This is a genomic window from Fusobacterium sp. IOR10 (assembly GCF_010367435.1).
Lineage (GTDB): Bacteria > Fusobacteriota > Fusobacteriia > Fusobacteriales > Fusobacteriaceae > Fusobacterium_B.
Window position 1 is genome coordinate 36,372 of the sequence record NZ_WJWY01000009.1, and the last position, 23,709, is coordinate 60,080.

Below are 23,709 nucleotides of genomic sequence, written 5' to 3' on the forward strand. Positions count from 1 at the left end.
TTTTTGAAAATTTACAAACCTAGTATTATATTTTACTGTTTTAGGTTAATTTAAGACTATTTAAATTTTATTTAATAAATTTTAATGAAATTATAGGTTAAATATATATTCCTATAAAAAAATAGGTTTAAAATTTACATGTTTTAGTCTGTATAATATTAACAATACTGTGTAATGATTATGTATAATTAGATTATAAAAGTTCAATATGATTATAAAAAATACAAATAATGTAAGGATAAAATATATTAAGGAGGAGAATGTATGTTAGAAAAAGGTTTCACAAAGGCAAATGAAAGAGTTGAAAAGTTAAAATTAGAAATTGTAAATGCGGTTCCATACGTGGAATCAGAAAGAGCAGTTTTAGCAACAGAAGCTTACAAGGAGTCAGAAAAGTTAGTTCCAATTTTAAGACGTGCAAAGGTTGCTGAAAAAATATTTAACAATCTACCTATTACAATTCGTGACAATGAACTTGTAGTTGGCTCTATAACAAAACATCCAAGATCAACTGAGATTTGTCCAGAATTTTCTTTTGACTGGGTAGAAAAAGAATTTGATACTATGGGGAAAAGATTAGCTGACCCCTTTGAAATTCAAGATGAAACAAAAAAAGAACTTAGTGAAATATTTAAATATTGGCCAGGAAAAACAACTAGTGAATATGCAGATTCCCTTATGACTCAAGAAACTAAAGACTGTATTGCAAATGGTGTTTTCACTGTTGGCAACTATTTTTATGGTGGTGTTGGTCATGTTTCTGTTGACTATGGAAAAGTTTTAAAAATTGGATTTAAAGGAATAATTGCTCAAAGTATAAAAGCTAAAAATAATATGGACTTAAGTGATCCAAACTACATTAAAAAAAATCAATTCTATGATGCAGTTGTTATTACATATACAGCTGCTATAAATTTTGCCCATAGATATGCTGAAAAAGCTTTGGATTTAGCAAAAATTGAAACTAATCAAACAAGAAAGATGGAATTATTAAAAATAGCTGAAAATTGTGCTAGAGTTCCAGAGAATGGAGCTAGAAATTTCTATGAAGCTTGCCAATCTTTTTGGTTTGTACAAATTATGATGCAAATTGAATCAAGTGGTCATTCTATATCTCCAGGTCGTTTTGATCAGTATATGTATCCTTATTATAGAGATGATGAAAATATAAGTAAAGAAGAAGCTCAAGAATTAATTGATTGCATTTGGGTTAAATTAAATGACATAAATAAAACCCGTGATGAAGTTTCAGCTCAAGCCTTTGCAGGATATGCAGTATTTCAAAATCTAGGAGTTGGTGGTCAAACTAGTGACGGATTAGATGCTACTAATGAAATATCATATATGTGTATGGAAGCATGTGCTCGTGTTAAGTTACCAGCACCATCTTTTTCAATTAGAGTATGGCAAGGTTCCCCAGAAGAATTTTTATATAGAGCTTGTGAACTTGCTCGTTTAGGGTTAGGAGTTCCAGCTATGTATAATGATGAAGTTATTATACCAGCTTTAACAAATAGAGGATTGTCCTTAGCAGATGCAAGGGAATATTGTATTATTGGTTGTGTTGAACCACAATGTCCACATAAAACTGAAGGATGGCATGACGCAGCTTTCTTTAATGTTGCAAAAGTTTTAGAAATAACTTTGAATAATGGGAAAGTTGGAGATAAACAATTAGGACCTATTACTGGTAACATGACAAACTTTAAAAATATGGATGACTTCTTTGAGGCATTTAAAAAACAAATGAAATATTTTATCTATCACCTTGCTGAGGCTGATAATTGTGTAGATATGGCTCATGCAGATAGATGTCCACTTCCTTTCCATTCAGCCCTTGTGGATGACTGTATAGGCAGAGGAATGTCAGCACAAGAGGGAGGAGCAATATATAATTTCACAGGACCACAAGCATTTGGGATTGCTGATTCAGGAGATTCAGTTTATTCAATGAAGAAGAATGTTTTTGATGAAGGAAGAGTTTCCCTTGAAGAATTGAGAAAAGCTATGGATAATAATTATGGATATCCAGTAGGAACAGGAATGTCAGGTTATAAAGGTGAATCAAATTGTAGTTCTAAAGCTTCTAATTCAAGTAATAATATGACAGAAATGGAAATTTATGAACAAGTTAAAAAGATATTATCAGCTAGCGGTTCAATAGATATATCTGAAATACAAAAAAAATTATCTGAAAATGAAAATAATGAGATTTCATCACCTGAAACAGCTAATAAATATAACAGAATCAAATTAATAATGGAAGATGCCCCTTGTTTTGGGAATGATATTGATGAAGTGGATATGATAGCTCGTAAATGTGCAAGAATTTATTGTCTTGAAGTTGAAAAATATAAAAATCCACGTGGAGGACAATTCCAAGCTGGAATATATCCAGTTTCAGCAAATGTATTATTTGGAAAAGATGTTTTAGCATTACCAGATGGTAGACTTGCAAAGACTCCTTTAGCTGATGGAGTATCTCCAAGAGCAGGTAAGGACGTAAATGGTCCAACAGCAGCAGCAAATTCTGTATCAAAATTAGATCATTTTATAGCTTCAAATGGAACTCTTTATAATCAAAAATTCTTACCAGCAACTGTGGCAGGAGAACAAGGTCTTAAGAATTTTGTATCTCATGTAAGAAGTTTCTTTGACCATAAAGGAATGCATGTTCAATTTAATGTTGTAGACAAGAAGACATTAGTTGCAGCACAAAAAGAACCTGAAAAACATAAGGATTTAGTTGTTAGAGTTGCAGGATATAGTGCACATTTTGTAACCCTTGCAAAGGAAGTTCAAGATGATATTATAGCTCGTACAGAACATAGCTTTTAGAATAAAATAGGGAGTTGTTGATATGGATATAGGATATGAAACTACAGGAAATGTTTTTGATATACAAAGATATTCTATTCATGATGGACCTGGTATTAGAACAATAGTATTCTTAAAGGGATGCCCACTAAAATGCAAATGGTGTTGTAATCCAGAATCTCAAACATTACAACCAGTTGTAATGTTTAAAGAAGACAATTGTATACATTGCGGTGAATGCATCAAAGCTTGCCCAAAAGGTGCTATAAGTTTAGATAATTTAAATTTTATAGATAGAAATTTATGTAATGGTTGTGGTGAATGTGCAAATGTTTGCTTAACAGGGGCTTTAACTATGAAAGGAGAAGAACTTACAGTTCAAGAAATAATAAAAGAACTAAAAAAGGATGCTATAACATATAGAAGATCTGGAGGAGGAATCACTCTTTCAGGGGGAGAACCTCTTTTACAACATAAATTTTCAATTGAAATATTAAAAGCTTGTAAGTCTCAAGGGTGGAGTACAGCAATAGAAACAACAGGCTATACTGAAGATCTTCATGTTTTAGAAGAGATATTACCATATTTAGACTTGGTTCTTTTTGATATAAAATCTATAGATAATGATATACATAAAAAATATACAGGAGTCTCAAATGAATTAATATTAAAAAATGCTTTAACTGTTTCCAAATTAGCAAAAAAAATGGTAGTGCGTATACCAACAATAAAAGGAGTTAATGCTTCAGTGGAAGGAATGCAGAAAATATGTGATTTTGTAAAAACTTTAAACAATATAAAGACAATACATATTTTACCATATCATACTTATGGAGCTAATAAATATAAATTATTAGGAAGAGAGTATCCTATGGGAGAAATTGAAACTTTAACTCAGGAAGAAATAAATAATTTTGAAGACATAATTAAAAAAAATGGTTTTAGGTGTATTATAGGCGGCTAAATCAAGGAGGAATCGTTAATGGATGAAAAAATATTGGAGAAAATGATGAAACAAGTTTCATCAGAATTGGGATTAAATAAAGAAGAAACAAAAAAAGAAGAAGAAAAAAAGACAACAACACAAGAAAAATTTTCAGATTTAGGTATAACTGAATATGTTGGTACAGCTATTGGAGATACTATAGGTTTAGTTATTGCTGGAGTAGATCCAATGTTAGTGGATACTATGAAATTAGGAAAATATAGATCAATTGGAATTATAGGGGGAAGAACAGGTGCAGGACCACAAATAATGGCAGTTGATGAAGCTGTAAAAGCTACAAATACAGAAGTTATATCAGTGGAATTACCTAGAGATACAAAGGGAGGAGCTGGTCATGGATCTCTTATAATAATTGGTGCTGATGATGTGTCTGATGCAAGAAGAGCAGTTGAAATAGCCCTTGAAACTTTACCAAAATATTTTGGAGATGTATATGGAAATGAAGCAGGACATCTTGAATTCCAATATACAGCTAGAGCAAGCTATTGTTTGGAAAAGGCCTTGGGAGCTCCCTTGGGAAAAGCCTTTGGAATGGTATGTGCTGGACCAGCTGCTATAGCTGTAGTTCTTGCAGATGTTGCAGTAAAAGCAGCAAATGTTGAAGTAATAGGATATTGTTCTCCTAAAAATGGTGGAACAAGTTATTCAAACGAGGTTATTTTATTAATTACAGGTGATTCTGGTGCTGTTAGACAATCTATAAAAACATCCATAGAGTTAGGTAAAAAATTACTTGGAACATTGGGAGATGAACCTAAATCAACTACAGTTCCATATATTTAAAATTTAAATTAATAAAACAAAAAAATATTAAGGAGGAAAATTATGATTTCAGATGCATTGGGAATGATTGAAACTAAAGGATTGGTAGGTGCAATAGAAGCAGCAGATGCCATGGTTAAAGCAGCAAATGTAACTTTAGTAGGATATGAAAAAATAGGTTCAGGTCTTGTAACTGTTATGGTAAGAGGAGATGTAGGAGCTGTGAAAGCAGCAACTGATGCAGGAGTAGCAGCAGCTAGAAATGTAGGAGAGGTTGTTTCAACACATGTTATTCCTCGTCCTCATTCAGACACTGAGAAAATTTTACCAACAATAGTAACTAAATAAGTAAATTGCATAGCAAGGGAAATTGTTCTCTTGTTATGTTTATATAAACCATTTAGTAATTAGGATAGTAATTGAGGTTAATTATGGAAATAGATGAAAAAACTTTAAAAAATATAATACAAAGAATCCTTCAGGAATATTTATTAGAAAAAAAAGAATTACCTAAAATTAAAAAGAAAGATGTTTATATTATTTTAGGAAGACAATGGAGTGAAAAATACAATATTTTTTTTAAAGGAAATAAATTAAATGAAAAATATAATGTTTTTACAGTTTTTCAGAGAAATGGATCTAGTAAATTTGAAACTTTAAAAAATTTAGAGGAAATTGGAACCATCTTATATGATGATACAGTGGAACTAAAGGCTTTAAAAAATTATAAGACTATATTTCCAGTTGTTTCACAAGAACTTATAACAAAAATTGCACTGTGTATAGATGATATTTTTGAAACAAAGTGGATAAAAAATTGTTTTCGTAAAGGTCAAGAAATAGAAATGTTAACTTCTGGTTTTGAAATATTTACAGGAAAGGAACCTAAAAAATATATTGAAAAAATTAAAGAATATTATAAAACAGTTTTAACTTATAATATAAAAATTAAAAGTGAAAATATAGCTAACAACAAGAAAGATGTTTTTAAAGACATTAAAAATAAAAATACTGGTGCAAATAATAATAGAAAAATAATTACATATAAGGATGTAATTACCAGTGAAGTTAATAATAAAATAATTATTAATAAAGGGGATATAATAACTGAATCTGCAAAGGATTTAGCATTAAAATTAAATTTAGAAATTGTAAATAATTTTTAAAGATAAATATAAAATTATATCTTATTTTTAAAAAAGTGAGGTGAAAAGATGAAGGAATCCTTGGGCTTGATAGAGGTGAAGGGATTATCTGCAGCAGTATATATAGCTGATGTAATGGTTAAAACAGCCAATGTTAAATTACTTTCTTTAGAGAGAACTAGAGGAGTTGGATGGATTGTAATTAAAATTTTAGGAAATGTTGGAGCTGTGAATGCAGCGATAAATTCAGGGAAACAAATTAGTATGGAAAAAAATGAATATGTAACATCAAAGGTAATTCCTAGACCATCTGATTTAATTGAAAAGGTTTTTTATAAAGATGATTGTAATTGTGAAAAACAAGAAAAGAAAGAAGTGACTGAAGCTAAAAAAGAGACAAGTAAGGAAATTGAAAAAAAAGTTATAAAAAACAAAGAAACTAATAATAAAGAAACTAATAATAAAGAAACTAATAATAAAGAAACTAATAATAAAAATAAAGTTATAAAAAATAAGGAAGATGTAAAAAAGTAATATTTTCAAAATAATTAAAGCATAGGAGATTTAATTATGAATGATGAAAGAATAAAAGAAATAATAAAACAAAGTATATTAGATATACAAAAAGAAAATGAAGATATTTCAAAATCAGGAATATTTTTAGATGTTGACGAAGCTATTTCAGCAGCAAAACAAGCTTTTAAAAGATATTTAAAAATAACCCTAAAGGAAAGAAGTGAAATAATTCAAGTTATTAAAGATAGAATTTTATTAGAAGCTGATGGTTTAGCTGAAATGACAGTTAGTGAAACAGGAATGGGAAATGCAGAAGATAAAGCAGAAAAATTTATTTGGGCAACTACAAAAACTCCAGGAGTTGAAGACTTAGTGACTTTAGCAAGAACAGATGATGGGGGTATGACATTATATGAATTATCTCCCTATGGAGTTGTATGTTCAGTTGCTCCAGTTACAAATCCATGTTCAACCTTGGTAAATAATGTATTTAGTGCCCTAGCAGCAGGAAATGCAATAATACATTGTCCCCATCCTAGGGCTAAAAAAGTTTCTGAGCTTTTAATAGAGAAAATTTCTTCCATAATAAGAGAGGTTTGTGGAATTGATAATTTAGTGGTTATGGTAAAAAATCCTTCCATTAAAAAAGTTAGACAAGCAATGAGACATCCAGATATAAACTTAATAATTGCAACAGGAGGACATGGTCTTTTAAAGGAAGCTTTAGTGTGTGGGAAAAAAGTAATTGGAGGAGGTTCTGCAAACCCAGTATGTATAGTTGATGAAACTGCTAATATAGAAAAAGCAGCAATAGATATAGTGGAAAGCAGTTCTTTTGATAATAATTTAATGTGTGTTACTGAAAAAAATATTGTAGTTGTAAAATCAATATCTGAAAATTTAAAAGAAAATTTGAAGAAAAATGGAGCATATCATATTACTTCACCTATTGAATTAATAAAACTAACAAAAGCATGTATAGATCAAAATATGCAACCAAACAAAAGACTAAATGGTATGGATGCTAACAAGATATTGAAACTAGCAGGAATAAATTGTTCAAGAAAAATTAAGATAATTTTAGTTGATTGTATAAAGGAACATCCTATAGTTGTAAATGAAATGTTAATGCCAATACTTCCCATTGTGGAAGTTGAGAACTTTGATAAAGCTTTAGAAGTAGCTTTGGAAATAGAACAAGGTCTTAGACATACTGCTGTTATTCATTCTCAATTAATTGAACGATTAAGTAGGGGAGCAAAAGAAATGCAAACTTCTATATTTGTAAAAAATGGTCCTGCTTTTTCTGGAATTGGCTTTAGAAATGACAGGGAATTAAGTATGACAGTGGCAAGTGTAACAGGGGAAGGAACTGTTACTGCTCGTCATTTTGCTAGAACTAGAAGATGTGTCCTTTGTGAAGGCTTCTCTATTCGATAAATTTTTGTAAATTTAAAAGAAAAATAGGAAGTGAAATATGAAGATAACAAATATAAAAACAAAAATCTATAGTGGAGAAAATTCCTTAGAAGTGTTATCAAATTTAAAAAATGAAAGGGTTTTTATTGTATGTGACCAGTATTTAGTTAAAAGTAATATAATCAAAAAGATTTTAAATATGTTAAACACTACAAATAAAATAAGCATATTTTCAGACGTGGTCCCTGATCCAAATTTGGAAGTTGTTGGAAATGGACTGGTAAAATTTGTCAAAGAAAATCCTACAATTGTAATTTGTTTTGGAGGTGGCTCTTCAATAGATACAGGTAAAGGAATCATTTATTTTGCTAGATTAAAAAAATTATGTAAAAATGTGACCTTAATAGCAATACCAACAACAAGTGGTACTGGTTCTGAAGTAACTTCAGCTACAGTTATAACAGATAAAGAAGAAAATATAAAACATGCAATATTTGATAACAAACTAACGCCTGATATAGCTATTTTAGATCCTATTTTCACAGTAACAGTTCCTAAAAAGATAACAGCAAATACAGGAATTGATGTTTTAACCCATGCTATTGAAGCATATGTTTCAAAGGGATCAACATTTTATTCTGATGCTTTTTCTGAAAAAGCTTTTGAATTGGTTATTAAATCTTTATTAAAATGTTACATAGAACCTAACAATATTGAAGCTAGGAGTATGATGATGGAAGCTTCAAATATGGCTGGAATTGCATTTAATATAGCTGGACTTGGAGTAAATCATAGTATAGCTCATCAACTGGGAGCAATCTACCATATTCCCCACGGATTAGCAAATGCTATGGTATTAAAAGAAATTATAAAGTTTAATAGTAGAAATAGTAATGTAAAGAAAAAGTATGCTGATTTAGTATATAAGTCAAAGATGGTAGATAATTATTTAGATGAAGATTCAGCTATTAAAATTTTACAAGAGTATATTGATCAAATAATGACAATTATGGAAATGCCAAAAAAAATAAGTGAGTTCAACAAGGAAATAAAAATAAATACAAATGATTTAGAAATTATGAAAAAAAATGCCATGATAGATAATTGTATGAAAACAACCCCTGTTGAAATAAGTGATTTAGGAATTGAAATCATCATTAGAAACATTTTAAAATAGAACATTATATGTTAGAATGCTATTATAAGCCATATAAATCGACAATATTTTATTATTAAAAATAATGGAGGACTGGGAAATGAATAATAGCGTTTTAGACGAATTTAAAGAAGTTGAATATGATATTTTAAAGTTATTTGCAAAAGATGAAGTTGAAGAAATTCAAAAAAAATTGCTAATGTTACAGGTCTTGCCTTTGTAACTGTGGATTATAAAGGTGAACCAGTAACAGAAAAAACTGACTTTTCAGAATTTTGTAAATTTGTAAGAGAGGATCCAAATGCTAGGAAAATATGTATGTCATCAGATGCCTATGGATCAATACAAGCAGCAGTAACAAAAAAGACTCACATATATATATGCCCTTGTGGACTTGTTGAAATTGCAATACCAATTGTTATAAATGGACATTATTTAGGTGGATTTATAGGAGGACAGATAAATTGTCCAGATGTTCCTAATGATATATCTATACCTAGTTTAAAAAATGTAATGAAACAAGATGAGAAAATATTAAGAGAATCTTCAAAATTAATATCTAAAACGAACAAGATTTCCTATAAGGAACTTATAAGTATTTCAGAGCTTGTTAGTTTAATAATAACTCAAATGGCAAAAAATAAAATGTTAAAAATAAAAGAAAATAAAGAAATAAAAGAAAATTTAGAAACATTGAAAGAAAAAAGAAAATTGACAGAAATAAAATATAATTTGAAAGAAGTTCAATTAAAAATAATAAGATCCCAATTACAAAGTCATTTTTTATATAATTGTCTAAATTCTATTTCAAATATGGCTATTATAGAGGAAGCAGAAAAAACAAATGAAATAGTAGTTAAGTTTTCAGAATACTTGAGGTTAGCTTTTGAAAATAAAAAAACTAGCATAAAAATGTCTGAGGAATTACAAACAGTGGACGATTATTTGAAAATACAAAAAATTAGATTTGGAGATAAATTAGATTACAAAATTATATTAGATGATAATTTAAAAAATCAGAAGATACCCTACTATACTATTATGCCCTTTGTTGAAGATGCAGTTGTGTATGGGATTATACCTAAAGTAGATAAGGGGACAATAGAAATAAATGTTAGTGGTGTAAAAGAAGATATTATTATAGTTATAAAAAATAATGGAATTATAATTTCAGAAGAGGATAAAATAGTTTTAAATAATTATTATAAGGAAAATAAGGACTATAAATTTGAAATTGAAAATGTTGAAAAAAGATTTTTAGAAGCCTTTGGTAAAGACTATGATATTAAAAGGGAGAAGGGATCTAATAAGGAAACAACTATAACTATAAAATATCCAAAAACATATAAAGAGGAAGTGTTTTTAAATGTATAAAGTATTGATAGTTGATAACGAGTTTCTAATGAGAAAAGCAATGAAAAAGGCTATATCTAGTATAGATGGTTTTCAAGTTGTAAATTCCTTTGACAATGGAGAATCAGCTATTAAATATTGCCACGAAAATTTTGTAAATATAATATTTATAGATTTAGTATTTCCAAGAATGTGTGGGCTAGATATAGTTAGACAAATCTTAAAGGTGAATCCAGATATTTATGTTTGTGTTTTAACGTCTTATATAGATTTTGAATTAAAAAAAGAAGATATATTTTTTAAGATAAATAAATATCTATTTAAACCAATATCTTTATCTAAGATAAAGGAAATTTTAGAGACATATAAAATTACATGTAAAAGTAATGATATTAAAATAGAAAACTTAGTTAATCTATTAAAAGAAGGAAATTATAGGAATATATATACAAATATTTTTCAATTATCAAAGGATTTGAAAAAAACATTACCAAATGATGAAGAGGAATTAAAAAAATCTCTATTTAAACTAAAGGATAAAATCTATAGAGAATTAACTATAGAACAAAATATTGTTAAGGAAGAGATTAAAAATATACAAATATCAAGTGAAATAGATATTGCATTTTGGTTATTTAATTTACTAGATAAAATTTTAAAAAATATAAGTATAAAAAAATATATAATTTTAGAAGATGTATTAAATTTTATAGATAACAATATTTATAAAAATCTAAGTTTAAATGACATTACAGATAAATGTATCATAAGCCAAGGATATTTAAGTAGAATATTTAAATCTACATTTAGCATAAGTGTAATGGAATATGTACATTTAAGAAAAATAATGATAGCAAAAAGAGAGCTTATTTTTTCAAATAAAAGTATAGGAGAAATTGCTTTTGAACTAGAATATAATGAAAGCAATTATTTTGGAAAAGTTTTTAAAAAATATGAAAAAATAACACCTTTTCAATTTAGAACTAGATATAAAATTCAAAATAAAGAATAGTGTAAATGAGGTGGAGCATATGATTGAAACTGATTTTTTAGTAACATCAGAATCAGTGAGTAAAGCACATCCAGATAAACTTTGTGACAGAGTGTCTGATGCAATATTAGATAAATATTTAGAATGTGATGAGTATTCAAGAGTTGCAATAGAAACAATGATATCTAATAATGTGTTATTTATAGCTGGTGAAGTTACCTCTAAAGGTAAAGTTGATATAGATAAAGTAGCAAAAGAAGTTTTAAAAGAATCAGGATATGACAGAGAAAATGTGGGATTTAATTGTAATAAATGCTTAATTTTTAAAAATATAAACAAGCAATCCACTGACATAGATTTAGGGGTAAGTCACAATAATAAAGTGGGAGCTGGAGATCAAGGAATCATGTATGGCTTTGCTTGTGATGAGACAAAGGGATTTATTCCAATTACAGCAGATTTATCAAGTAAATTATGTGAGAAACTTGATCAAATTAAAAAAAATAAAAAAAATAATTGGCTTCTACCAGATGGGAAAGCCCAAATAACTATGCTATACGATAAAGATGGGAATCCTAAAAAAATATCCAGTATTATAGTTTCAACTCAACATGTATCTGGAGTAAGTTATGAGACTATACATTTTACAATTTTAAATGAGGTTATATATGATGTAATACCATCAAAATATTTATCAAGGGATACAGAAATATATATAAATCCAACTGGAAGATTTGTTATAGGTGGACCTGAAGGAGATGTAGGTGTTACTGGAAGGAAAATAATGGTTGATACTTATGGGGGAATAGCAAGACATGGAGGAGGAGCATTTTCTGGGAAAGATTCAACAAAGGTTGATAGATCAGGAGCCTATATGGCAAGATATGTTGCTAAAAATATAGTTGCAGCTGGTTTAGCAAGGAAGTGTGAAGTTTCCATAGCCTATGCCATAGGGAAAACAGATCCTGAAATGGTAGAGGTAAATACTTTTTCAACAGAAAAAATTCCTAAAGAATATATAAAAGCAGCTGTAAATGAAATTTTTTCATTTTCAGTGGAAGATATATTGAAAAATTTACAATTAAGAAAACCACAATTTTTAAAAACAGCAGCATATGGACATTTTGGAAGGGAAGACCAAGGATTTAAATGGGAAGAAACAGATAAAGCAGAAGAATTAAAAAAAATAGCCTTTTTGTCCTTTGTGAAGGATTTTAAAAAAAATAAATTAATTTAAAAGGAGAAATATTATGGGAAATGAAGCCTTAGGAATGATAGAAACTAAAGGATTAGTAGGAGCAATAGAAGCAGCAGATGCCATGGTAAAGGCAGCAAATGTAACTCTTATAGGATATGAAAAAATAGGATCAGGGCTTGTAACTGTTATGGTAAGAGGAGATGTGGGAGCAGTAAAGGCTTCTGTAGATGCAGGGGCAGTAGCAGCTGGAAATGTTGGGGAAGTTGTTTCTAAACATGTAATTGCACGTCCTCACTTGGATACAGAAAAGATATTACCATCAGTATTAGAAAATAAAAAATAGAATAGGATAGAAAAGAGGTGGACCATTGGAAAATATTTTAGAAATAATTACAAAAAATGTGATTGAAAAATTAAAAGAATCTGAAAAATATCAAGTTCCAATAGGAGTTTCAAACAGGCATGTTCATCTTTGTGAAAAGGATTTAAATATCCTATTTGGAGATGGCTATAAGTTAACAAAGAAATCTCAATTAAAACAACCTGGACAATTTGCTGCAAATGAAGTGGTGACAATTAGAGGAAAAAAAGGTCAATTTGAAAAAGTTAGAATTTTAGGACCAGTGAGAACTAAAACTCAGGTGGAAATTTCAATTACAGACAGTTTTAAATTAGGAGTAAAATCAATGGTTAAACAATCAGGACATTTAAATAATACTCCAGGAATAAAAATAATTGGTCCAAAGGGTGAGGTGGATATTCCTCAAGGTACAATTGTAGCATTAAGACATATACATTTGACTCCTACTATGGCTAGAAATTTAAAATTAAAGGACAATGATGCAATTGGAGTACAAACTCTAGGAGAAAGAAAAGGAATAATGGGAAATGTTTTAGTGAGAGTTTCAGAAAAATCTTCCACTGAGATGCATATTGATGTGGACGAGGCCAATGCCTTTGAGCTAAAAAACAATGATATTGCTATTATTAAGAAAAAGCAGGTGATTTAATGCTTATAGAAAGAAAGATATTATCAGATTTTTCAAAATTAGTAAGGGAAAATAGAAATCAAAATTTTCAATCAAACTTAAAAGTAGGAGTTGATTTAGGAACTTCTAATATAGTTATATCAGTTTTAGATGAGAATAATAATCCAATAGCAGGAATGACTAAAGAATCAAAAGTTGTTAAAGATGGAATAGTTGTGGACTTTATTGGAGCTATAAATGTTTTAAAAATTATGAAAGCTAAACTAGAAGATACTCTTTCAGTAAAACTTATAAATGCAGCTACAGCAATTCCTCCAGGAATCATTAAGGGTAATATAAAATGTATTTCAAATGTTGTTGAAGGAGCTGGATTTGAAGTTATAAATATTGTTGACGAACCAACTGCAGCTTCCACTGTTTTAAATATAAAAAATGGAGCAGTGGTAGATGTTGGAGGTGGAACAACAGGAATAAGTATATTAAAAAATGGAGAAGTTATTTATACAGGGGATGAACCTACAGGGGGAATACATATGTCTCTTGTAATTGCTGGGTACTATGGATGTTCTATTGAGGAAGCTGAAACTATAAAAAAAGATAAAAATAGAGAAAGTGAAGTTTTTGAAATAGTCAGACCAGTTGTGGAAAAGATGGCAAGTATTGTAAAAGGTTTTTTAAAAGACTATGAAGTACATGAGATATATGTTGTAGGTGGAGCTGCATCTTTTGAAGGATTTGAAGAAGTATTTGAAAAATTTATAGGAATTAAAACTATAAAAACAAATGAGTCATTATTTGTAACGCCGCTTGGAATAGCAATGAACTGCAATTAAGTAAGAAAAGGGGTACTAATATGTATGATGAAGATTTTATACAAGAAACAATTAAACAAGTTATAAAAGAAATGGGAATAAATATAAATTCCAATATAGTGGAAGAAAATAATTATGGAATATTTGAAACTATGGATGAAGCTGCTGAAGCTTCAGATAAAGCCTGGAATATTTATCATATGTGCTCTATGGAAGAGAGAAAAAAATATGTGGATGCTATAAGGGAAGTAGTTTTAAAAAAAGAAAACTTGTCATTAATGTCAAAAATGACAGTTGAAGAAACTGGAATAGGTAACTATGAAGATAAAGTAATAAAAAATAGATTAGCAGCAGCGAAAAGTCCTGGAATAGAAGATCTAACAACAGAGGCTATAACAGGAGATCAAGGAATGATGATTACAGAATATTGTCCTTTTGGAGTTATAGGAGCAATTTGCCCTACAACAAATCCAACAGAAACAATTATATGTAATGCTATTGGAATGTTATCTGGAGGAAATACTGTTATTTTTAGTCCCCATCCAAGATCTACAAAAACATCCCATTATATTATAAAATTATTAAATGAAGCCTTGAAGGAAGCAGGAGCTCCATCTAATTTAATAACAACAGTGAAAGAGCCTTCCATAGAAAATACCAATAAAATGATGAATCATCCAAAGGTAAGAATGTTAGTGGCAACAGGGGGACCTGGAATAGTAAAAACTGTAATGTCCACAGGGAAAAAAGCAATAGGGGCAGGGGCAGGTAATCCACCAGTGGTAGTGGATGAAACTGCTGATGTAATAAAGGCAGCAAAGGATATAATAGCAGGATGTAGTTTTGATAATAATGTTCCTTGTACAGCTGAAAAAGAGGTATTTGTAGTAGAAAAGGTAGCTGATTTACTAATAAATACTATGAAAGAAAATGGAGCTTATGAAATAAATAATCCAATTATTATAGAGAAATTATGGAAATTAGTTTCCAATGAAAAAAATGGGACAAAGGTAGAATTTGTTGGGAAAAGTGCAAAACATATACTGTCTAAAATTGGAATAGAGGTTGATGATTCAATAAAAGTTATTATAATGGAAACATCAAAACGTCATTCATTTGTAAAAAATGAAATGCTAATGCCAATTTTACCAATAGTAAGAGTTCCAGATGTGGATGCAGGAATAGATTGTGCAGTTATAGCAGAAAACGGAAATAGACATACAGCTATTATGCATTCAACAAATGTGGTGAAACTTAGTAAGATGGCAAAACTAATACAAGCTACTATATTTGTAAAAAATGCTCCTTCATATGCAGGAATAGGAGGAAAAGGTGGAATGGGGTATGCAACCTTTACTATAGCTGGTCCCACAGGTGAAGGCTTAACTTCAGCAAAATCATTTTGTAGAAAAAGAAGATGTGTAATTTCTGATTCCCTTCATATAAGATAAGAAAAAAGGATGTGAAATAATGTATATAGCTAAAGTTATAGGAAATGTAGTTTCCACAAGTAAAAATGAAAAATTAATAGGTTCAACATTACTTATTATTAAAAGATTAGATGAAAATAAAAATCCAATTGGACTAAGTGAGATTGCTTTGGATACTGTGGGAGCAGGAACTGGAGAAATTGTAATTGTAGCAAGTGGAAGTTCTGCAAGACTTGCTGTGAAAAAGGAAGAAATTCCTCCAGTTGATTTATCCATTATAGGGATAGTTGATTCTGTAGAGGTAAATGATTTTTTAGAATAGATTAATAGGGGATAAGTATGGAAAATAAAAAATTAACTTCAGAAGCACTTTTAAAATCAATTTTAGAAATAAGTTGTGAAAATAATCAAAATTTAAATTTATCCCTAGCTAACAAACTAGCTAGAAGAGCCATTAAAAAAGCAGAGTCAATAAATGTAAAAATTGTAGTTTCTATACTAGACAGTGGGGGAAATTTAATTTTGCTAAACAGAATGGATAATTCATTTTTAGGAAGTATAGATGTTTCTATAAATAAGGCCTATACAGCTTTAAGCTTTAATATTCCCACACATTTATTGAAAAAATTAGTGGAACCAAATGGAGAATTATATACACTTGAAAACAGTAATAATGGAAGAATTATTGCTTTTGGTGGTGGATATCCAATAAAAATAAATAAAGAATTACTAGGTGGTATAGGAATTAGTGGGGGCACTGCTAAAGAAGATACTGAAATAGTTGAATATGCATTGGAAATAATAAAAACAGAGTAGAACTTAAAATTTCTACTCTGTTTTCATATATCTATATGTTTTTCTAATATCTCTTTTAAATGTAAAACATTAATAGGTTTTGCTATATAGTCATCCATTCCTGCCTCAAAACATAAACTTCTATCCTTTGTAAAAGTATTTGCAGTTAGGGCTATTATTTTTATTTTTTTAGAATCAGGATGATTACTATTTCTAATTTTTTTAGTACAACAGAATCCATCTAAAAATGGCATTCTAAGATCCATGAAAATAAGAGAATAATAATTTTTAGGTCTATTTATAAATTTATTGTATCCATCTTCTCCATTTACAGCTTCTTCCACAATTAAATTATATTTTTCAAGATTTTTTCTAGCAATTAGTCTATTTATTTCATTGTCTTCCACTAGAAGAACTTTTTTATTTTTAAAATTTAAGTCCTTTTTTAAGTTATATAAATGAATTTTTTTTAAATTATTCATATGATCAGTGTCTATTTCAAATGAAATTTCAATTGTAAAGGTAGTCCCCTTTCCAAGTTCACTTTCAACTTTTAAATTGCTCCCTCTTAAATCTAAAATACCTTTAACAATAGGAAGGCCTAGCCCTGTTCCTTGTTCATTTCCAACATTGCTTCCCCTATGAAATGGTTCAAATATTTTCTTCTGATCTTCCTTTCCTATTCCAATTCCATTGTCCTTTACTTTTACTAAGAAAGAAGCAAATTTATCTTTATTTTTGTTATGGGTAATTTCATCAATATAAATATCTATTTGTCCCTCAGTTGGAGTATACTTAATTGCATTTTCCAGTAAGCTACATGAAATTTTTTTTATATTTTTCACATCTCCAATGAGAAAATCATGGATTATATTTAAATGCACATAAACTTTTTGTTTTTTTAATTGGATCATAAATTCAAAGGATTCTAAAATAGATTTTTGTAAATCACTCATTTTAAATTTTTCTGCTATAAATTTAATGTGTCCACTACTTATTCTATTCATATCTAAAACTTCATTTATTATAGTCATGAGAGTTTTAGAAGAGTCCCTTATAATATCCAAATTTTTTTTAAGTTGTGTATTATTTTTATCAATTAATCCATAGGACAATTCAGTCATTCCTATTATTGCATTCATTGGAGTTTTAATATCGTGACTCATAGTTGATAGAAACATAGTTTTACTTTTGTTGGCATTTTCAGCTAACTTTAAAGCTTCCCTAAGAGCTGTATTTTTCTTTTCATTTTTTTTATATAAATCAGTAACATCTCTTCTTACAATATAAAATATACCCTTTTTTAAATCAATGTTTGATATTTTTATTTCTTTAGTTTTTTTATTTTTATTTTCATCAATTATTTGATAATATTTCCTAAAATTCCCTGTTTTCTTTAAACTTTTAAAGATTGTTTTTAAGGTTATTTTTTCAGGGTTAAAAGAACTATTACTAGCAACTATATCAGATGAAACTAATTTTCTAAATTCTTCAAGGGTTAGGGTAGCTTTTTTTCAAAGGATTTAAATGCCTTAGAATTACTAAAATAAACAATATATTCATTTTTTTTGTAGTCAGCTCTAGCTAAATAGTCAAATTCATTTTTAACTACAAAATTTAAAATACTATCAATTATATTTTTTTCATAGATGATACTATTCCTTAATAGCTTATTATGAAAGGTCATATATATTTTTAAAGTTTTATTTTCTAAAGAAGTTATATTAGTTTCAATATGAAAATAACTATATTGATTTTTTATATAGTTATAATATCTAGCTGAAAAATTTATATTTTCATTATTTTTTTCTATACTTTTTAGGGAATTTTCAATTATTTTTTTGTCATCAGGATGAAGAAAAGGAGTAGTAGTAATGGTAGTAGTGTTTTCTAGTTTGAGTCTATTTATTCCAAATAAATCTTCTGATTTTTTGTTAACTCCAAGGAGTTTTAATTTTTGGTTTTCATAGATAAAAATTCCTATTCCAACGACAATATTATCTATAAGTTGTTGCTCTACTTCATCTATCACAATTTCCTCCTACAAATAAAATTTGATACTTATATACCATTATATTCCTTTTGAAAAAATAATTCAAGGTAAAATAAAAAGTATTGATAACAAAACACTCGTTATTTATTAGAGTTGAAAAAATAGTCATAGAAATTATCAGAATACAAGGAAATAAAAATAAATTTCAAATAAAATGTGGTAAAATTATAGTAACTTTTTAAAAATTTAAATAAAGCTCATACAAAATATTTAGAAAATTCTTTTTATAATTTAGCGATAAAATCGAATCAATATAAAGTTATAAATAAAAACGAGCCATCAAGATCTTCTATCTCTTATGCTGAAGAAGATGAAATGTTGGATTTTATAGATAACACTAAAATTTTAATTAATACTTTAGGTTATAAAGCTTTTGAACCTTTAGTTTCTAAACAAAAGTTAGAAAAAGAAAATGAAGAAATTTTGTATTTAAAATATAAAAATATTTTTAAAAATTAAATAAGAGTGGTAGAATAGAGTAATAAAAATTAAAGGGGGATAAAAATGCTAAAAGAATTTAAAATAAGAAATTTTAAATCATTTAAAAATGAAGAGATTCTTTCTTTAAAACCTGTTGATAAAAAGGAAGAAAATTTAGATCCTTTTAATATAGCCAACTTAGGGGAAAACAAGATTTTAAAATCTGCAGTAATATATGGTCATAATTCCTTTGGAAAATCCAACTTATTTAAAGGTCTGCATAAAATGATATCAATAATAAGATATTGTATTAATTCTGATTATCTAATTCAAGTGGATGACTATAAATTAGATGGTATTAGTGAAAATAAACCTACAATGTTTGAAATTAGTTTCATATTAAATGGGATAGTTTATACTTATGGCTTTGAAGTTTTTGAAAATTTAGTAGTAAAAGAATGGCTTTATAAAAAAGATGATTTAGAAACTAAAATTTTTCAAAGGGAAGGATCTTTAAATAATACTATAACATTAAATTCAAAGTACAAGTGTTATGAAAAATATGTGGAATTTACCAAGGAAAGTGAATTATTTTTATCTTCAATGGAAAAAAACAATGTTTCAGGGGAAATAAAGGATATTTTTGATTATATTTCAAATAAAATTAAAGTATTTTCAATTGATATGGTAGTTGAAAAAAAATTAGGCAAAAATCAAATTCTAAAAACTTTAAAAACTGTAGATTTAAAAGTTTATGGCCCTGAAGCAAAGAAAGAGGGAGAGAAATTAGAAAATATAATTTCTGATTTTGAAGAAAATGAAATAGTAGGATCTAAAAAGTTGTATTATATAATGGATCAAATACTAGATGCTTTAAATAATGGGGAAGTTTTGTTCATAGACGAACTAGACTATAAATTACATAATTTAATAGTAAAGTATTTAATTGGTTTATTTCATGACTTATCAATAAATAAAAAAAATGCTCAATTGGTATTTAATACCTATGACTTTTATCTTTTAGAAGAAAAATTATTTAGAAGGGACCAAATATATTTTACAGATAAAGATGAATGTGGGGTTACAACTTTATATTCTTTAGGAGACTTTAAAGGGGTAAAAAGAAAGACAAGTTTACTTGCCCATTACCTAGCTGGGCATTTTGGACCTATTGGTAATATAAAAGAAAAATAAAGATATAAGGGGAGGGGATTATGAAAGTATTATTTATATATTATTCCTACGAAGGAACTACAGATAAAATAGCTAGGGAAATGGGAAAAGGATTAGATAGCAAGTTAATTAGACTAGTTGTTCAAGATGAGAAAGTTCATAAGAATAAACTCTTTAAATATGCTTGGGGGGGAATGAAAGTACTTACTAAAACAACTCCTAAAATACCAACACTAGAAACTAATTTACATGCATATGATTTAATAGTTATAGGAACACCTGTTTGGGCAGGAACTTACACCCCTGCAATAAGAACATTGTTTAAAGATTATGATTTTTCAGATTTAAATGTTGCATATTTTTATACAGATTTAGGTGGAGAAGGTCATACAGAAATAAACTTCAAAGAAGCTTTAAAAGATGCAAATATAAAGGGAAGTTTACATTTGAAAAATGCAAGTAAAAATATGAAAGAATCTTTGGAAAAAGCCACTGATTGGATAGAAAAGCTTACTTTTTAAGTGAATTAGAGTAAAGGAGAAAATATGAAGATAATTTTTGAACCAATAGGATATGTTCACTCTGAATTTAAAAATGTAAAGGATATACCAACTCAAAGTGTTTTAGCTAGTGAAAAGATAGGGAAAATAGAATTATTAGATAAGTTTAAAGATGGACTTTTAGGATTAAAAAAAGGAATGTATATTGTAGTTTTATTTAATTTTCATGAGTCTAAAGATTATAAATTAATTCAAAGCCCATGTTATACAAATGAAGAAAAGGGAGTATTTTCAATAAGATCTCCATTTAGACCAAATGGAATAGGAATGTCAATTGTGAAAATAGAAAGTATAAGGGACAATATCCTTGAATTTAAAGGTTTAGATATGTTGGATAAAACACCAATTTTAGATATAAAACCATATGTAGCTAGTTTAAATCCAAAAATTGATTAAATAATAAATACTATGAATTTTAAAGGAGGAAGTTATGTCAAAGGTAATATTATTAAGTGGAAGCCCAAATAAAACTGGGAATACTATGCAAGTTTTACAAGAATGTGCAAATGTTATAAAGGCTAATGGAGTTGAAGCAGAGGTTATATCAATTGCAGGAATGAATATAAAAGATTCAATGAACTCAGCAGGTGGATATGATGATGGTTTTGATGAAATCATAGAAAAAATAAAAAAAGCTGAAGGATTAATTATAGGTTCACCTGTATATTGGGGAACTGCTAGAGCAGAAATGATGATAGCAATTCAAAGAATAGCCATGGCTTCTTTAAAGGATAAATTCCTATCAAGAAAAGTAGGGGGACCAATAGCCATAGCCCGTCGTGGAGGTCACACATCAACTTTACAAGAAATGTTGATGTTCTACCTATATAATGATATGATAGTTCCAGGATCTACATATTGGAACATAGTTTTTGGAAAAACTTCAGGGGAAGCTTTGAAAGACGAAGAGGGAATGGAAACAGTTAAACATTTTTCTGAAAATGTAGCCTTTTTAGTAAAAAAACTTTATGATTAAAAGAAAAAACAGGGGGAAATGTGAGCGGTAAAATAAGAGCAAATATAAAGCCAGGAATAAAGGTTAAAGTTGTAAAAAAAGAAGATCAAAGAACAGGGAAATTAACAGATGGTATAGTTAAGGATTTATTAACTAAATCTCCAAAACATCCCCATGGAATAAAGGTTAGACTAGAAGATGGAACTGTTGGAAGAGTTCAAGAAATAATAAAAGAATAAACTTCATTTGCTTTATTTTTAATAATGCTCTATAATTCATACAAAATAAATATTTATTTTAGTATTACTGATTTTAAGGAGGTACATACATGGGAATTAAATTTGATTTTGTAGAAAAATTGGGAAGTATTGGAGAGGGAGCTAAAGGTTGGAAAAAGGAAGTAAACCTTATTTCTTGGAATTCAAGAAAAGCCAAATTAGACATAAGAGATTGGGATGAAACTCATGAAAAAATGGGTAAAGGCTTAACTTTAAATAAAGAAGAAGCTAAGAAATTAAAAGAATTATTTAATTCAATTGATTTAGATGAATTAGATTTTTAAATTGATGAAAGCCCCTATTAGACAATAGGGGCTTTTTGTATTAACTTTTATTTAGAAGCTTCTTTTATAAATCTTTTAAATATGTCTTGTTGTTCCTTTGAATCATACATCATTTCAGGATGCCACTGGGTAGCTATCATAAATTTTTTTCCTTCCATTTGAATTGATTCTATAATTCCATCCTCTGACACAGCAGTACATTTAAGATTTTTCCCAAGAGCTTTAATAGCTTGATGATGGTATGAATTAACTTTTAATTCTTTTTTTTCAAATATATCATATAGGATAGAATCTTTTTCAAGAATTACCCTATGGATAGGGTGGTTCATTGGAGATGCAGCAATAAAATGATTGTTTAATTTATTTTTTTCTAAATCTTGATAGAGACTTCCTCCACAAGCAACATTTAAAATTTGAAGTCCTCTGCATATACCAAGTAAAGGTTTGTTAGTATTTTCTATAATATATTTAACAAGTTCAATTTCTTGTTTATCCCTTTGTGGACAAAGAATTCCAACTTCTTTAGATATAAATTCCCCATATAAGTTTGGTTCAATATCATTTCCTCCAGAAATTAAAATTCCATCTAATTTTTCAACTAAAGAATTTAAATTTTCTAAATTTTTATTAATTGGTATAATCACAGGGATTCCACCAGCATTAAAAACAGAATCAATATAATTATCTGCAAGCATTTGCCATTTTTGCCCAGCAACTCCAATATGTGCACTTACTCCAGGTTTATCATCAAGACTATAGTTACAAGTTATTCCTATTAATGGTTTCATAATTTTCTCCTTATTTAATTTCCTTACTTGATACTAATAATAGTCCATTTTTCTTCTAAAATCAACATGTATATTAAAAAATCCCCCCAGTATTTAAACTGAAGGGATTATTAAATAGAGATTTATTTTTCTTTTTTAAAAGTAAGATACCAGTCAAGGGAATGATAACCTTCTGATTCACCCATTTCCATTAGTTTGTCAGCTTCTTCTTTACTTTCAGGTAAATGAACTATTACATCATCACCAGGAACCCAGTTTGATGGTGTAGCTATATTCATTTCATCTACTTTTTGAAGAGATATTAAAGTTCTTTTAATTTCATCAAAATTTCTTCCAGTTGATGCAGGGTAGAATAAAATAGTTCTAATAACACCAGTTGGATCTATAATGAAAACTGCTCTAACAGTTTGTGTATTAGCAGCACTAGGGTGAATCATTCCATATAATTTAGAAACTTTCATACTAATATCAGCTATTACAGGAAAATTAACTTTTTGCCCAGTATAATCTCCCCATGTCATTTTTTCAATACTTCTAAGCCAAGCAATATGACTTGAAAGGGAATCTATAGAAAGCCCTATAAGTTCAGTATTCATTTTTTTAAATTCTTCATCCATTATTGCAAATCTCATGAATTCAGTAGTACATACTGGTGTGAAGTCTGCAGGATGTGAAAAAAGGATTACCCATTTTCCAGAAAAATCTTCAGGGAATTTGATTTTACCCTTTGTTGTCATAGCCTTAAATGCAGGCGCTTTTTCCCCTATTAAAGGAATTCTTATATCGTCCATTTTTGCCTCCCCAATTAA

General features: G+C 28.4%; 29 protein-coding genes. 25 read left to right on the forward strand and 4 right to left on the reverse strand.

The features are described from left to right. The first annotated feature begins 264 nt into the window (after nt 1-264). The 18 genes from GIL12_RS03805 to GIL12_RS03885 all read left to right on the forward strand — a co-directional run bounded on the left by GIL12_RS03805 (nt 265) and on the right by GIL12_RS03885 (nt 16,410). Nucleotides 265-2,838: a glycyl radical protein gene (locus tag GIL12_RS03805; RefSeq protein WP_163469033.1), complete on the forward strand. Its 2,574-nt coding sequence runs from the start codon at nt 265-267 to the stop codon at nt 2,836-2,838. 22 nt (nt 2,839-2,860) lie between these two features. Beyond that, nucleotides 2,861-3,781, forward strand: a complete 921-nt coding sequence (locus tag GIL12_RS03810; protein WP_163469034.1) for a glycyl-radical enzyme activating protein — start codon at nt 2,861-2,863, stop codon at nt 3,779-3,781. Between the two features lie 18 nt (nt 3,782-3,799). Further along, nucleotides 3,800-4,606, forward strand: a complete 807-nt coding sequence (gene pduB, locus GIL12_RS03815; protein ID WP_163469035.1) for a propanediol utilization microcompartment protein PduB — start codon at nt 3,800-3,802, stop codon at nt 4,604-4,606. 42 nt (nt 4,607-4,648) lie between these two features. Further along, a complete protein-coding gene (gene pduA / locus GIL12_RS03820; RefSeq protein ID WP_163469036.1) occupies nt 4,649-4,933 on the forward strand; it encodes a propanediol utilization microcompartment protein PduA in 285 nt (94 codons plus the stop codon). Nucleotides 4,934-5,016: 83 nt separating this feature from the next. Beyond that, on the forward strand, nt 5,017-5,751 hold the full coding sequence (locus GIL12_RS03825; RefSeq protein ID WP_163469037.1) for a hypothetical protein: 735 nt from the start codon (nt 5,017-5,019) through the stop codon (nt 5,749-5,751). Nucleotides 5,752-5,799: 48 nt separating this feature from the next. Beyond that, on the forward strand, nt 5,800-6,264 hold the full coding sequence (locus GIL12_RS03830; protein WP_163469038.1) for a BMC domain-containing protein: 465 nt from the start codon (nt 5,800-5,802) through the stop codon (nt 6,262-6,264). Nucleotides 6,265-6,300: 36 nt separating this feature from the next. Further along, nucleotides 6,301-7,686: an aldehyde dehydrogenase family protein gene (locus GIL12_RS03835; RefSeq protein ID WP_163469039.1), complete on the forward strand. Its 1,386-nt coding sequence runs from the start codon at nt 6,301-6,303 to the stop codon at nt 7,684-7,686. A gap of 37 nt (nt 7,687-7,723) precedes the next feature. Then, the gene (locus GIL12_RS03840; protein ID WP_163469040.1) at nt 7,724-8,842 is read left to right on the forward strand and encodes a 1-propanol dehydrogenase PduQ; all 1,119 of its coding nucleotides are present in this window, start codon (nt 7,724-7,726) and stop codon (nt 8,840-8,842) included. A gap of 79 nt (nt 8,843-8,921) precedes the next feature. Next, nucleotides 8,922-9,044, forward strand: a complete 123-nt coding sequence (locus GIL12_RS10165) for a hypothetical protein (RefSeq protein WP_255461022.1) — start codon at nt 8,922-8,924, stop codon at nt 9,042-9,044. 2 nt (nt 9,045-9,046) lie between these two features. Continuing rightward, nucleotides 9,047-10,195 (forward strand): PocR ligand-binding domain-containing protein, encoded by a 1,149-nt coding sequence (locus GIL12_RS03845; protein WP_163469041.1) that lies wholly within the window; start codon nt 9,047-9,049, stop codon nt 10,193-10,195. After that, nucleotides 10,188-11,186: a response regulator gene (locus GIL12_RS03850; protein ID WP_163469042.1), complete on the forward strand. Its 999-nt coding sequence runs from the start codon at nt 10,188-10,190 to the stop codon at nt 11,184-11,186. Before GIL12_RS03845 ends, GIL12_RS03850 begins: the two co-directional genes overlap by 8 nt. A gap of 19 nt (nt 11,187-11,205) precedes the next feature. After that, nucleotides 11,206-12,402 (forward strand): methionine adenosyltransferase, encoded by a 1,197-nt coding sequence (gene metK, locus GIL12_RS03855; RefSeq protein ID WP_163469043.1) that lies wholly within the window; start codon nt 11,206-11,208, stop codon nt 12,400-12,402. Between the two features lie 13 nt (nt 12,403-12,415). Further along, entirely contained in the window at nt 12,416-12,706 is a 291-nt protein-coding gene (locus GIL12_RS03860; RefSeq protein ID WP_163469044.1) for a BMC domain-containing protein, read from the forward strand. 25 nt (nt 12,707-12,731) lie between these two features. Continuing rightward, nucleotides 12,732-13,373 carry a phosphate propanoyltransferase gene (gene pduL / locus GIL12_RS03865; RefSeq protein WP_163469045.1) on the forward strand — a complete coding sequence of 214 codons (642 nt, stop codon included), beginning with the start codon at nt 12,732-12,734 and terminating at the stop codon, nt 13,371-13,373. Then, the gene (eutJ, locus tag GIL12_RS03870; RefSeq protein WP_163469046.1) at nt 13,373-14,185 is read left to right on the forward strand and encodes an ethanolamine utilization protein EutJ; all 813 of its coding nucleotides are present in this window, start codon (nt 13,373-13,375) and stop codon (nt 14,183-14,185) included. Before pduL ends, eutJ begins: the two co-directional genes overlap by 1 nt. A 20-nt stretch (nt 14,186-14,205) precedes the next feature. Further along, complete coding sequence (locus tag GIL12_RS03875; protein WP_163469047.1) at nt 14,206-15,615, forward strand: aldehyde dehydrogenase family protein; 1,410 nt, start codon at nt 14,206-14,208, stop codon at nt 15,613-15,615. 19 nt (nt 15,616-15,634) lie between these two features. Then, nucleotides 15,635-15,916 (forward strand): EutN/CcmL family microcompartment protein, encoded by a 282-nt coding sequence (locus GIL12_RS03880; protein ID WP_163469048.1) that lies wholly within the window; start codon nt 15,635-15,637, stop codon nt 15,914-15,916. Nucleotides 15,917-15,933: 17 nt separating this feature from the next. Further along, the gene (locus GIL12_RS03885; protein ID WP_163469049.1) at nt 15,934-16,410 is read left to right on the forward strand and encodes a heme-binding protein; all 477 of its coding nucleotides are present in this window, start codon (nt 15,934-15,936) and stop codon (nt 16,408-16,410) included. 23 nt (nt 16,411-16,433) lie between these two features. On the opposite strand, the gene GIL12_RS03890 is transcribed toward GIL12_RS03885, so the two are convergent. Both GIL12_RS03890 and GIL12_RS03895 read right to left on the reverse strand, forming a co-directional pair. Next, entirely contained in the window at nt 16,434-17,570 is a 1,137-nt protein-coding gene (locus GIL12_RS03890; RefSeq protein ID WP_163469050.1) for an ATP-binding protein, read from the reverse strand. 317 nt (nt 17,571-17,887) lie between these two features. Next, nucleotides 17,888-18,421 carry a hypothetical protein gene (locus GIL12_RS03895; protein WP_163469051.1) on the reverse strand — a complete coding sequence of 178 codons (534 nt, stop codon included), beginning with the start codon at nt 18,419-18,421 and terminating at the stop codon, nt 17,888-17,890. 336 nt (nt 18,422-18,757) lie between these two features. Between GIL12_RS03895 and GIL12_RS03900 the strand changes: the two genes are divergently transcribed. The 7 genes from GIL12_RS03900 (at nt 18,758) to GIL12_RS03930 (ending at nt 22,112) form a co-directional block, all read left to right on the forward strand. Beyond that, nucleotides 18,758-18,901 (forward strand): hypothetical protein, encoded by a 144-nt coding sequence (locus GIL12_RS03900; protein WP_163469052.1) that lies wholly within the window; start codon nt 18,758-18,760, stop codon nt 18,899-18,901. A 45-nt stretch (nt 18,902-18,946) separates the two neighbouring features. Then, nucleotides 18,947-20,056, forward strand: a complete 1,110-nt coding sequence (locus GIL12_RS03905; RefSeq protein ID WP_163469053.1) for an ATP/GTP-binding protein — start codon at nt 18,947-18,949, stop codon at nt 20,054-20,056. Nucleotides 20,057-20,076: 20 nt separating this feature from the next. Further along, nucleotides 20,077-20,556 (forward strand): NAD(P)H-dependent oxidoreductase, encoded by a 480-nt coding sequence (locus tag GIL12_RS03910; RefSeq protein ID WP_163469054.1) that lies wholly within the window; start codon nt 20,077-20,079, stop codon nt 20,554-20,556. Between the two features lie 24 nt (nt 20,557-20,580). Next, nucleotides 20,581-20,991, forward strand: a complete 411-nt coding sequence (gene tsaA, locus GIL12_RS03915; RefSeq protein ID WP_163469055.1) for a tRNA (N6-threonylcarbamoyladenosine(37)-N6)-methyltransferase TrmO — start codon at nt 20,581-20,583, stop codon at nt 20,989-20,991. Between the two features lie 34 nt (nt 20,992-21,025). Then, entirely contained in the window at nt 21,026-21,571 is a 546-nt protein-coding gene (locus GIL12_RS03920; RefSeq protein ID WP_163469056.1) for a flavodoxin family protein, read from the forward strand. A gap of 20 nt (nt 21,572-21,591) precedes the next feature. Beyond that, complete coding sequence (locus GIL12_RS03925) at nt 21,592-21,789, forward strand: YwbE family protein (protein WP_163469057.1); 198 nt, start codon at nt 21,592-21,594, stop codon at nt 21,787-21,789. 89 nt (nt 21,790-21,878) lie between these two features. Then, nucleotides 21,879-22,112 (forward strand): YdbC family protein, encoded by a 234-nt coding sequence (locus GIL12_RS03930; protein WP_163469058.1) that lies wholly within the window; start codon nt 21,879-21,881, stop codon nt 22,110-22,112. Between the two features lie 47 nt (nt 22,113-22,159). Here GIL12_RS03930 and GIL12_RS03935 read toward each other — a convergent pair whose 3' ends face one another. Together GIL12_RS03935 and GIL12_RS03940 are read right to left on the reverse strand one after the other, a co-directional pair. Continuing rightward, the gene (locus GIL12_RS03935; RefSeq protein ID WP_163469059.1) at nt 22,160-22,900 is read right to left on the reverse strand and encodes a gamma-glutamyl-gamma-aminobutyrate hydrolase family protein; all 741 of its coding nucleotides are present in this window, start codon (nt 22,898-22,900) and stop codon (nt 22,160-22,162) included. Between the two features lie 122 nt (nt 22,901-23,022). Then, nucleotides 23,023-23,691 (reverse strand): peroxiredoxin, encoded by a 669-nt coding sequence (locus GIL12_RS03940; protein WP_163469060.1) that lies wholly within the window; start codon nt 23,689-23,691, stop codon nt 23,023-23,025. Between the last annotated feature and the right edge of the window lie 18 nt (nt 23,692-23,709).

Bases quoted from the DNA above. Each gene is read 5' to 3' on its own strand.
- GIL12_RS03805 (WP_163469033.1), top strand. From the start codon at position 265: ATGTTAGAAAAAGGTTTCACAAAGGCAAATGAAAGAGTTGAAAAGTTA.
- GIL12_RS03810 (WP_163469034.1), top strand. From the start codon at position 2,861: ATGGATATAGGATATGAAACTACAGGAAATGTTTTTGATATACAAAGA.
- pduB (WP_163469035.1), top strand. From the start codon at position 3,800: ATGGATGAAAAAATATTGGAGAAAATGATGAAACAAGTTTCATCAGAA.
- pduA (WP_163469036.1), top strand. From the start codon at position 4,649: ATGATTTCAGATGCATTGGGAATGATTGAAACTAAAGGATTGGTAGGT.
- GIL12_RS03825 (WP_163469037.1), top strand. From the start codon at position 5,017: ATGGAAATAGATGAAAAAACTTTAAAAAATATAATACAAAGAATCCTT.
- GIL12_RS03830 (WP_163469038.1), top strand. From the start codon at position 5,800: ATGAAGGAATCCTTGGGCTTGATAGAGGTGAAGGGATTATCTGCAGCA.
- GIL12_RS03835 (WP_163469039.1), top strand. From the start codon at position 6,301: ATGAATGATGAAAGAATAAAAGAAATAATAAAACAAAGTATATTAGAT.
- GIL12_RS03840 (WP_163469040.1), top strand. From the start codon at position 7,724: ATGAAGATAACAAATATAAAAACAAAAATCTATAGTGGAGAAAATTCC.
- GIL12_RS10165 (WP_255461022.1), top strand. From the start codon at position 8,922: ATGAATAATAGCGTTTTAGACGAATTTAAAGAAGTTGAATATGATATT.
- GIL12_RS03850 (WP_163469042.1), top strand. From the start codon at position 10,188: ATGTATAAAGTATTGATAGTTGATAACGAGTTTCTAATGAGAAAAGCA.
- metK (WP_163469043.1), top strand. From the start codon at position 11,206: ATGATTGAAACTGATTTTTTAGTAACATCAGAATCAGTGAGTAAAGCA.
- GIL12_RS03860 (WP_163469044.1), top strand. From the start codon at position 12,416: ATGGGAAATGAAGCCTTAGGAATGATAGAAACTAAAGGATTAGTAGGA.
- eutJ (WP_163469046.1), top strand. From the start codon at position 13,373: ATGCTTATAGAAAGAAAGATATTATCAGATTTTTCAAAATTAGTAAGG.
- GIL12_RS03875 (WP_163469047.1), top strand. From the start codon at position 14,206: ATGTATGATGAAGATTTTATACAAGAAACAATTAAACAAGTTATAAAA.
- GIL12_RS03880 (WP_163469048.1), top strand. From the start codon at position 15,635: ATGTATATAGCTAAAGTTATAGGAAATGTAGTTTCCACAAGTAAAAAT.
- GIL12_RS03885 (WP_163469049.1), top strand. From the start codon at position 15,934: ATGGAAAATAAAAAATTAACTTCAGAAGCACTTTTAAAATCAATTTTA.
- GIL12_RS03890 (WP_163469050.1), bottom strand. From the start codon at position 17,570: ATGTTTCTATCAACTATGAGTCACGATATTAAAACTCCAATGAATGCA.
- GIL12_RS03900 (WP_163469052.1), top strand. From the start codon at position 18,758: ATGTTGGATTTTATAGATAACACTAAAATTTTAATTAATACTTTAGGT.
- GIL12_RS03905 (WP_163469053.1), top strand. From the start codon at position 18,947: ATGCTAAAAGAATTTAAAATAAGAAATTTTAAATCATTTAAAAATGAA.
- GIL12_RS03910 (WP_163469054.1), top strand. From the start codon at position 20,077: ATGAAAGTATTATTTATATATTATTCCTACGAAGGAACTACAGATAAA.
- tsaA (WP_163469055.1), top strand. From the start codon at position 20,581: ATGAAGATAATTTTTGAACCAATAGGATATGTTCACTCTGAATTTAAA.
- GIL12_RS03920 (WP_163469056.1), top strand. From the start codon at position 21,026: ATGTCAAAGGTAATATTATTAAGTGGAAGCCCAAATAAAACTGGGAAT.
- GIL12_RS03930 (WP_163469058.1), top strand. From the start codon at position 21,879: ATGGGAATTAAATTTGATTTTGTAGAAAAATTGGGAAGTATTGGAGAG.
- GIL12_RS03935 (WP_163469059.1), bottom strand. From the start codon at position 22,900: ATGAAACCATTAATAGGAATAACTTGTAACTATAGTCTTGATGATAAA.
- GIL12_RS03940 (WP_163469060.1), bottom strand. From the start codon at position 23,691: ATGGACGATATAAGAATTCCTTTAATAGGGGAAAAAGCGCCTGCATTT.